General features: G+C 68.9%; 11 protein-coding genes. 2 read left to right on the top strand and 9 right to left on the bottom strand.

Annotated elements, in window-relative coordinates; all coding sequences use genetic code 11:
• From NN4_RS43770 to NN4_RS43740, 7 genes are all read right to left on the bottom strand, one after another.
• Positions 1-536 (bottom strand): TerD family protein (locus NN4_RS43770; protein ID WP_147144157.1); only part of this gene is annotated, 536 nt, incomplete at its 3' end.
• Positions 537-576: 40 nt separating this feature from the next.
• Entirely contained in the window at positions 577-1,107 is a 531-nt protein-coding gene (locus NN4_RS43765) for a hypothetical protein (protein ID WP_147144154.1), read from the bottom strand.
• A gap of 70 nt (positions 1,108-1,177) precedes the next feature.
• The gene (locus NN4_RS43760) at positions 1,178-1,978 is read right to left on the bottom strand and encodes a family 1 encapsulin nanocompartment shell protein (protein WP_147144152.1); all 801 of its coding nucleotides are present in this window, start codon (positions 1,976-1,978) and stop codon (positions 1,178-1,180) included.
• Positions 1,975-2,994, bottom strand: a complete 1,020-nt coding sequence (locus NN4_RS43755; protein WP_147144148.1) for a Dyp-type peroxidase — start codon at positions 2,992-2,994, stop codon at positions 1,975-1,977. Before NN4_RS43755 ends, NN4_RS43760 begins: the two co-directional genes overlap by 4 nt.
• A 60-nt stretch (positions 2,995-3,054) precedes the next feature.
• On the bottom strand, positions 3,055-3,381 hold the full coding sequence (locus NN4_RS43750; RefSeq protein ID WP_107659390.1) for a cupin domain-containing protein: 327 nt from the start codon (positions 3,379-3,381) through the stop codon (positions 3,055-3,057).
• Positions 3,382-3,582: 201 nt separating this feature from the next.
• On the bottom strand, positions 3,583-4,083 hold the full coding sequence (locus tag NN4_RS43745; protein WP_147144145.1) for a dihydrofolate reductase: 501 nt from the start codon (positions 4,081-4,083) through the stop codon (positions 3,583-3,585).
• Positions 4,084-4,149: 66 nt separating this feature from the next.
• A complete protein-coding gene (locus NN4_RS43740; RefSeq protein WP_147144143.1) occupies positions 4,150-4,995 on the bottom strand; it encodes a thymidylate synthase in 846 nt (281 codons plus the stop codon).
• On the opposite strand from NN4_RS43740, the gene cobF reads away from it, so the two are divergent.
• Both cobF and NN4_RS43730 read left to right on the top strand, forming a co-directional pair.
• A complete protein-coding gene (gene cobF, locus NN4_RS43735) occupies positions 4,994-5,731 on the top strand; it encodes a precorrin-6A synthase (deacetylating) (RefSeq protein ID WP_147144140.1) in 738 nt (245 codons plus the stop codon). The genes NN4_RS43740 and cobF overlap by 2 nt on opposite strands.
• A 40-nt stretch (positions 5,732-5,771) precedes the next feature.
• Positions 5,772-6,641 carry an Fpg/Nei family DNA glycosylase gene (locus NN4_RS43730; protein ID WP_147144137.1) on the top strand — a complete coding sequence of 290 codons (870 nt, stop codon included), beginning with the start codon at positions 5,772-5,774 and terminating at the stop codon, positions 6,639-6,641.
• 4 nt (positions 6,642-6,645) lie between these two features.
• Here NN4_RS43730 and NN4_RS43725 read toward each other — a convergent pair whose 3' ends face one another.
• Complete coding sequence (locus NN4_RS43725; protein ID WP_147144133.1) at positions 6,646-8,151, bottom strand: carboxylesterase/lipase family protein; 1,506 nt, start codon at positions 8,149-8,151, stop codon at positions 6,646-6,648.
• 13 nt (positions 8,152-8,164) lie between these two features.
• A partial coding sequence (locus tag NN4_RS43720; protein WP_147144130.1) for an oxidoreductase dimerization domain-containing protein occupies positions 8,165-8,970 on the bottom strand: 806 nt, incomplete at its 5' end.

Below are 8,970 nucleotides of genomic sequence, written 5' to 3'. Positions count from 1 at the left end.
GGCGGGGTCGCCGGGGCGTCGTCCACCGAGATCCCGAAATCGGTGGCCAGACCGGCCAATCCGGCGGCGTACCCCTGCCCGACCGCACGGAACTTCCACCCACCCTGCCGCCGGTACAGCTCGCCGAGCACGAACGCGGTCTCGGTGGTCGCGCCGGTGCTGTCGAACCGCGCCACCTCCGCGCCGCTGCCCGGATCCACCAGCCGGACGTAGAGGCCGTGGAATTGGCCGAAGGTGCCGCCGTCCGCCGAGGCTGCGATCACGATGGTGTCGATCGGCGCTTCGACCCGGCTCAGGTCGGCCGACAGCACGTCGAGCACCGTCGGCCCCTGCTGCTTGCCCTCGTGCCGGACCGCGCCGGACGGATGCGCGGGTTGGTTGTAGAAGACGAAGTCGTTGTCGTTGCGCACTTTTCCGGCGGCCAGCAGCAGCGCCGAGGCGTCGGCGTCGGGCACCCCGGGTCCGCTCTGCCAGCCGAGCTCGATTCGGACGGCGGCCATGGGCACCGGGACGTTCGAGCCCTTCGTCATCGACATAGGTGCCAACGTATCCGAAACGTGCCGCGGGCGTGCCTGGTCAGCGGGTAGGCGGCGCGATCTGCCAGTGCTCTTGCAACGCGCCCGCGATCTCCGGCAGCACCGTCACCGGTATCTGCTTGCGCCGCAGCAACGCCCGGATCTCGTTCACCTGCTCGCGCTTGCGGAGGTCGTAGGCGCCGGACACCGGGCGCAGTACCGGCGGAATGGACAGCAGCACCAGCTCGCCGTGCTGTTCGTCGCCGCCGATCAGGTCGAGCGCCAGCGACCAGCGGGACCGCTCGTCCAGCGTGAAGCGCCCGGCGACCACACGGTCCCAGTCGATGCTGGACTCGGTCCACGGGGTGCGCCGGTAGATCACCCGCTCGGTGAGCACGACGGCATCCCTGGCGAACAGCGCCGCCACCACGGCGATGCCCGCCACGGCACCGGCCAGTAAGCCGGTGAATACCCGGTTCACCCCGAACAGGCCGATCACGGCCGTGCACAGTACGACGGTCACCAGGATCCCGAGGGAACTGTAGAGCGCCGCACGCTGCGTGGGCACCACACCAGCCCGCACCATCGTCATCTCACCTACCCACTTCCGGCGTGCTGCGGCACACGCTACCGCGCGTGGTGCCGCAGCACACGGGCAAGTCTCAGGCTTCGAGGGCGACCGCGGCCTCGGCGGTGTACACCAGGAACGTCAGGCTCTGCTGGAAGTACAGCTGCACCGACTCGGTGTCGTGCGCGAGGTAGCCGATCGACAGGTCCTGGCCGATCCGCAGGTCGTAGTCGCCGCCGCGGGTGGTCAGCACGAACGCGCCGTCGATGGCGGGCGCCCAGATGATCTCGCCGTCCGGGATGAGCCGCTCGATGTGCGTGCGGATCGGGTGCCCGTGATCGGAGGTCTCGCTCACCGCCGTGAACAGGTCCGCGCTCAGCAGCACCGAGTACGGCCCGTCGACGCCGGCCAGCCGCAGCGCGGTGAGCGCCTGGGTGACCGACTCCGGCACCAGCCGGGGATCACTCGGCAGCGCGATCGCCTGATTGGTCGAACTCGCCCGGATACCGGTGATATTCGCGGCCGGATAGCCCTCGAAGATCGCCCGGTCCTCGGCGAACGCAATCTTCTTCGCGGCGTCCTTCACCGGATCCAGGTCGGTGTCCATGGCGCCGCGCTCGACATTGTCGAGCTCCTCGCGCGACAGCCGGAACGGCACCCGCAGCTCGACCAGCGGCGCGACCACCCGCTGCCTGGCCTGCACGCCCTCGTCGGGTGCGCTGATCGGGGTGGTGTGGCCGGTGCCGACCGCGGCGTAATCGAGGCCGTGCGGTCCGGACAGGTCGACGACGCGGCGCCCGGCGATGTGCCGCTTGAAGGTGCGCGTCGCCTCTTCCTCGATCGCCGACCATGCCTCGGCGGTGATCGGCGCGAGTTCGCGATAGAGGTTGTTCATGCCTGCCTGCTCCTTTTCAACGTGCCGATACCGAGTGAGCCCGAGCCGATGTCGTTGGGCTGCACGTTTTCCGCCGTCACGGCGTCCGCCGGTGGCGGGGGAAGCTCATCGAAGAAGTCGAGCGACGGTGCGAAGAACGACGTGCCGGTGACCGCGATGGAGAAATCGAGGATGCGGTCGTAGGCCGCCTCCTCGGTGCCGACGAACATCCGGGTGAGCATCAACTCGGTGACGCTCGGTGTGGCCGCGTAAGCGACGTAGTACGTACCGAATTCGCCGTCCTTGACGCTGCCGAACGGCATGTTGGCGCGCAGGATCTCGCGCTCGGTGCCGTCGGCGTCCACGATGGTGTTCACCGCGACGTGCGAGTCGGCGGGCTTGTCGGCGTCGGACAGCTCGAAATCGTCGAGCTTGGTGCGCCCGATCACCTTCTCCTGCTCCTCGATCGACAGTGCCCGCCACTCCGCCAGCGGATGCAGGTACTTCTGCACGATCACGTAACTGCCGTCCCGGAACTCGGGGTCCTCGTCGCCGACCAGCGCGGCCGCGTAGGCGGACTTGCCCTCCGGGTTCTCGGTGCCGTCGACGAAGCCGAGCAGGTCACGCTGCTCGAAGTAGCGGAACCCGACGGTCTCGTCCACGATCGTGGCCGCGCCCGCCAGCCGGTCGCCGATAGTCATGGCCAGCTCGAAGCAGGCGTCCTGGTTCTCCGCCCGGATGTGGAACAGCAGGTCGCCCGGCGTCGCCGGGGCGCGATGGTGCTTGCCCACAAAACCGGGGAATTCGTGCAGCTCGGCGGGCCGTGGTCCGGCGAAGAGCCGGTCCCACGCCGCCGAGCCGATCGCGGCCACACAGGTGAGGCCCGCCCCGGGGATCCGGAACCCAACCGAGCGGCGCAAACCCTGCACGTCGGCGAGGGTATCGCGGACCACAGCCTCGCCGCCCGCGTCGATGGTGGCGACCAGGAAGATCGCAGCCGGGGTGAGCGGATCGAGGATCGGCTGCGGCTCACTCATGATCATCAGCCTAATGCTCGGCGGACTATCGCCCGCCAGGTGGCACGGCCACCGCCGCTGCTACTTCGCGACCGTCATCAGGAAGGCCACGTCGTCCACGGCCATCACGCTGTGCCTGGCCTTGGGCACCACGAGCAGGTCGCCCGCCGAGCCCTTCCATTCGTTGCTGCCGCTGATCAGGGTCAGCGTGCCGCTGAGCACCAGGAGGGTGGCCTCGCCCGCGTTGTCGTGCTCGGCGAGGCTCTGGCCGGCGCTGAGGCCGACCACCGTCTGGCGCAGCGAATTCGCGTGACCACCGTAGATCGTTTGCGAACTACGCCCGCTGCTGGCGGTGCTCGCAATCTTGAGTTGTTGTCGAGCAACCGCAGTCAGCGATTTCTTGTCCATGGACCGCCTTTCGCAAATGACAACAGCCGGTGCGGGGGCTGTTCGCACCGGCTCGGGGGCCCGGACGGACGAAGGCCCGGCCCCGCTTATTCAGGAGTATGCCCGACCGGCTGTGGCCTCGAGACCTGTTTGCACGGGCCGGGGGTTCTGTGATCGAACGGTGTTGTGCGGCCGCGACGATCGATGCGGAGAGTTTGCCGACTAGTCGGATTCGCGGCGGGTGTAGCGGCGGATCCGGTAGCGCAGACCGGAGGTCGAGTCGTGCCACGGCTCGGTGTCGTCGGTGGTCCACTCGGGTCCGATCGCGGGGGCGTACGCATCGCCCTCGACGGTGGTGTCCACCTCGGTGACGAGCAGGTCGGTCGCGAAATCCATAGCGACGCGGTAGATCTCACCACCCCCGGCGATCCACACGGTGTCCGGCTCGCTCAGCGTGAGCGCCTCGGCCACCGATCCGGCCCGCTCGGCGCCCTCGGCGGCCCAGTCCGACTGCCTGGTCACCACGATGTTGCGGCGCCCGGACAGCGGGCGGAATTTCGGCGGCAGCGAATCCCAGGTGCGCCTGCCCATCACCACGGGATGTCCCATGGTGACCGCCTTGAAATTCGCCATGTCCTCGGGCACGCGCCAGGGGATGGTGTTCTGGAAACCGATCACTCCGTCGGGAGTTTGCGCCCAGATCAACCCGATGGTGCGCGTCACGCTGCGTCCGATGCGGTGTTCACTGTTCCTCCGTTACCCGAAACTGCTTCCGTCGAGCAGAGCCGCTCACACCGCAACGGGTGCCTTGATGGCCGGATGATGCTGGTAGCCGACGACTTCCACGTCTTCGTAGGCGTAGTCGAACAGCGTTGGCGCGGGGCGCAGGTGCAGAGTGGGGAACGGGAACGGCTCGCGGGTCAGCTGCTCGCGGACCTGGTCGAGGTGGTTGTCATAGATGTGGCAGTCGCCGCCGGTCCAGATGAAATCGCCGAGCTCCAGCTCGGTCTGCTGCGCGACCATCTGAGTGAGCAGCGCGTAGCTGGCGATATTGAACGGCACGCCGAGGAACAGGTCGGCGCTGCGCTGATACAGCTGGCAGGACAGCCGGCCGTCGGCCACATAGAACTGGAAGAACGCGTGGCACGGGGCCAGCGCCATCTTGTTCAGCTCGGAGACGTTCCAGGCGGAGACGAGCATGCGCCGGGAATCGGGGTTGGTGCGCAGGGTGTGCAGCACCTCGGAGATCTGGTCGATGTGCACGCCGTCCGGCGTCGGCCAGGACCGCCACTGCACGCCGTAGACCGGGCCCAGTTCGCCGTTGGCGTCGGCCCATTCGTCCCAGATGGAGACGCCGTGCTCCTGCAGCCATTTCACGTTGGATTCGCCGCGCAGGAACCAGAGCAACTCGTAGACGATCGACTTCAGATGCACCTTTTTGGTGGTGATCAGCGGGAAGCCGGCTGAGAGGTCGTAGCGCAGCTGATGGCCGAAAATGCTGCGCGTGCCGGTGCCGGTGCGGTCCGCCTTTTTCGTGCCGGACTCCAGCACCAGCCGGAGCAGATCCTCGTACTGGGTATCGGTCGCCACGGCTGCCAACTCTAGTAGGAACGCCGCCTGGCAAGCTCGGCGCATGCGCAAGCTCTACGTGATCGGCATCGGCGCGGGCGATCCCGACCAGGTGACGGTGCAGGCCATCAAGGCCATGCGGCAGGTCGAGGTGTTCTTCGTCATCGGCAAGGGTGCGGAGAAGCGCGAGTTGGTCGAGGTGCGGACCGCGATCCTGGCCGAGCACGTCGATCGGCCGTACCGGATCGTGGAGATCGCGGACCCGCCGCGGGACCGGGCACCGGCGGACTATCAGGGTGTCGTCGAGGACTGGCACGAGCGGCGCTCCGCCGTACTGGAAGAGGCGTTCGCACAGGTCGACGGGGTCGGCGGCATTCTGGTGTGGGGTGATCCGTCGCTGTACGACAGCACCCTGCGGATGATCGAACGGGTGCTCGCGCGCGGGACGGTGCGCTTCGATTACACGGTGATCCCGGGTGTCACCAGCGTGCAGGCCCTGGCCGCGCGGCATCGGATGGTGCTGCACGGCATCGGCGAGCCGGTGCACATCACCACCGGCCGGCGGCTGCGCGAGGAAGGGCTCGCCGACGCGGCGGTGGTGATGCTGGACGGCGACTGCTCGTTCACCGAGGTGCCCGGCGCGGACGTGCACATCTGGTGGGGCGCCTACCTCGGCATGCCGGACGAAACCCTGATCGAAGGCCCGCTGCGTGAGGTGGAGCGGGAGATCGTGGACCGCCGCGCCGGGCTGCGGGCCGAGAAGGGCTGGATCATGGACATCTACCTGCTCCGTCGGACCTGACTGCCCTGCTCTTGTCGGTGCGGGCCGGTAGCCTGGGCGTGTGCCCGAACTACCTGAAGTGGAGGCGCTGGCGCAGTTTCTGCGGGAGCATGCGGTCGGCGCCGTGGTGGGGCGTGTGGATGTCGCCGCGTTGAGTGCGGTGAAGACGTTCGACCCGCCGGTGACCGCGCTGTCCGGCCGGGACGTGACCGGCGCGGGGCGCTGGGGCAAGTTTCTCGGGATGGACTGCGACGGGTTGTGGCTGATCACCCATCTGTCCCGCGGTGGCTGGCTGCGGTGGATCGACGAACCGAGTCAGACGCCGCCGAAGCCGGGCGGTAAGAGCCCGCTCGCGCTGCGAGTCCACTTCTTCACCCCCGAGGGCGCGACGCCCGCCATCGATCTCACCGAGGCGGGAACCAAGAAACGGCTCGCGGTCTACATCGTAGACAACCCGAAGTTGGTGCCCGGTATCGCACGACTCGGGCCCGACGCGCTCGAGGTGACCGAGGAACAGTTCACCGAGATCCTGCGCGGCACCTCGCAGCGGATCAAGACCGCGATCGTCGACCAGACCCTGCTGGCCGGCGTCGGCAACGCCTACTCCGACGAAATCCTGCACACCGCACGGATCTCGCCGTTCGCCAACACCAAAACCCTTGCGGCGGAGAAGGTCGGCGAGCTGTACGCTGCCATGTGCGCGGTCCTCACCGATGCCGTGCAGCGCTCGGTCGGTCAGGATGCCGCCCGCCTGAAGGGCGAGAAGCGTTCCGGCATGCAGGTACACGCGCGTACGGGTATGCCGTGCCCGGTCTGCGGCGACACGGTGCGCGAGGTGTCCTACGCCGAGCGCTCGTTCCAGTACTGCCCGACCTGTCAGACCGGCGGCAAGATCCTCGCCGACCGGCGCATGTCGCGGCTGCTCAAGTAGCCGTTCAGGTCAGCGTCGGTACTCGGACGCCTTCCCAGGCAAGGCGTTTGGTTTTGTCCGGGTCGTGCTCCAGGCGGGTGGGCGAGTCGATGATCAAGGTGGTGCGGCGGGCTTCGGTGTAGGGCGGCCAGGAGGGCAGCGGCGCGCCGGTGCGGGCGAAGGCGAGCCAGTTGTCCTGGAATTGGTCGGTGACGGACTGGAGGCCACGGCGCCCGCCTGCCGCGGTGACGGCGCGACCGAAGGGGGTATCGCCGCCGCCGAAGACCGGGATCAGGTCGGAGGCGTGGGTGGCGCCGAGGCCCGCGAGTTGCAGGGATCGCGGGGCGAAGTCGTAGCGGTAGGCGTAGGTGGGGGCGTGGCGGCTGTGACCCGCCATGACGGTGACCGAGGGTCGCCAGAAGACGAAGTCGCCGCCTGCGCGCACGGCCGCCTTGGCGTTCGGATAGCCGGGATAGACGGCGGCGATTCGGGATTCGGCGGCCTCGTCGCCCAGTGCGGCGCGCAGTCGGTCGGGGGTGGTCGGCAGCGAGTCCGCGAACTTCGCGAACAGGGTGCCCTCGTCCCGGTTCGTGCCGATGATCAGTGGGACGCGATGGGCGTTGCCGTCGGTGATCGCATCGATCGGGGACTGCGGGAGAACCACGCCGTCGACCACCGGGGCGACGGGGAACAGGCCGCGGCGTTCGCGCAGCACCCGGTTGCTGGTGCGGTCGACCGCGCGCCGAATGTCGTTGGCACTGGCGGTGCGCAGCGCCTCGGCGGCCCGGTCCGGCGTCGCGCCGAGCGCTTCGACGCAGCGGCGGGCGAAGCGGCGGGCGTCGTCGGCGGTCATCGCCCAGTCGGCCGGCGGGCTCTGCGAGATCGCCTGGTGAAAAAGGCCTTTCGCGGCAGGCGCGGCGAGCAGGCTGAGCACGGCGTGTGCTCCGGCGGATTCGCCGAAGATGGTCACGTTGCCGGGATCGCCGCCGAACGCGGCGATATTGGTGTGCACCCACTCCAGCGCGGCGACCTGATCGCGCAAACCCAGGTTCGACTCGAAAGGATGCTCCGACGTGGCGAATTCACCGAAATCGACGTAGCCGAACGCGCCGAGCCGGTAGTTCAGCGAGACCAGCACGGCGTCGCCGCGCACCGCGAGCCGCCCGCCGGAGTACAAGCCGAGCGCCGAGGTGCCGGTGAGATAGCCGCCGCCGTGGATGAACACCAGCACCGGGCGCGGCCGCTCCGACGGTGTCGCGGGCACGGTGACATTCAGTGTCAGCGAGTCCTCGTGCGTCGGCTGGTACCGGCGCGGTCCGATCCGCGCGCCCGCCCGATGCTGCATCGCGGCGAACCCGAACTCGGTGCACTCGCGCACCCCAATCCACGGCGTGACCGGCTGCGGGGCTCGAAAACGCAAGTCGCCCACCGGCGCGGCCGCGTAGGGGAGGGACCGCCAGCGCAGCACGCGGCGGCCACGACGACCGCGCACGACTCCGTCGGCGGTCTGAATGTCTGTCGATGCCACCATCCGCCAATGGTACTTACGGCCGTCGTGTCTCCAACAGGCGTAGCCAGAACTCGCTCACCGCGGGGAACGCGGGCACCGCGTGCCACAGGGTGGCCAGCGGCACCTTGCCGACCACCGCGATGGTGGCCGCGTGCAGCTGTTCGCCCACCTCCGGGCCGACGAAGGTGGCGCCGAGCAACGTGTCGGTGCCGGTGTCGATGACCAGTTTGGCGTGCCCGGCGAAGTCGTTGCGCGCCAACGCCGATCCGGCCACCGAGATATCGAGCTCGACGGTCTCGACGGCATAGCCGGCTTTGCGGGCCGCCGCCTCGGTCAGCCCGACGGACGCGACCTCCGGCGCGGTGTACACCACCTGCGGGACCTGCTCGTGGTCGGCGCTCGCGGTGAATCGGGCACCATCCAGCGGCCTGCCCTCGGCGCGGGCTGCGATCACATCGCCGCAGACCCTGGCCTGGTATTTGCCCATGTGCGTCAGGGCGGCGCGATGATTCAGATCGCCGACGCAGTACAGCCAGTCACCGTCCACCGCGGTGGCGGTCAGCTGATTGTCGACCTGCACATAGCCGTCCTTCAGCCCGACGGAGTCCAGGCCGAGGCCTTCGGTCGCCGGTGTGCGCCCGGCGGCCACGATGATCTCGTCGGCTTCGAGTTCGGTATCGCCCTCTTCGCTGTGCAGCTGCACGGTGACCGGGCCGCCGTGGACCCGGCCTTCGCCGGTGTCCTTCGCGTCGGGCCGGTGCACGCTCGTCGGTTCGGTGCCGAGCAGGACGCGCACACCGCGCTCGCGCAGCGCCGCGATCACGCGCTCGCCGGCGAACG

The sequence above is a fragment of the Nocardia ninae NBRC 108245 genome (assembly GCF_007990755.1).
Classification (GTDB): Bacteria; Actinomycetota; Actinomycetes; order Mycobacteriales; family Mycobacteriaceae; genus Nocardia; species Nocardia ninae.
Note: the sequence above shows the minus strand (reverse complement) of the source record. Positions and strands in the feature narration are given on the sequence as shown.

Excerpts from the sequence above, each read along its gene's own strand:
- NN4_RS43765 (WP_147144154.1), bottom strand. The coding sequence starts at position 1,107 with ATGACGATGGTGCGGGCTGGTGTGGTGCCCACGCAGCGTGCGGCGCTC.
- NN4_RS43760 (WP_147144152.1), bottom strand. The coding sequence starts at position 1,978 with ATGAACAACCTCTATCGCGAACTCGCGCCGATCACCGCCGAGGCATGG.
- NN4_RS43755 (WP_147144148.1), bottom strand. The coding sequence starts at position 2,994 with ATGAGTGAGCCGCAGCCGATCCTCGATCCGCTCACCCCGGCTGCGATC.
- NN4_RS43750 (WP_107659390.1), bottom strand. The coding sequence starts at position 3,381 with ATGGACAAGAAATCGCTGACTGCGGTTGCTCGACAACAACTCAAGATT.
- cobF (WP_147144140.1), top strand. The coding sequence starts at position 4,994 with ATGCGCAAGCTCTACGTGATCGGCATCGGCGCGGGCGATCCCGACCAG.
- NN4_RS43740 (WP_147144143.1), bottom strand. The coding sequence starts at position 4,995 with ATGCGCCGAGCTTGCCAGGCGGCGTTCCTACTAGAGTTGGCAGCCGTG.
- NN4_RS43725 (WP_147144133.1), bottom strand. The coding sequence starts at position 8,151 with ATGGTGGCATCGACAGACATTCAGACCGCCGACGGAGTCGTGCGCGGT.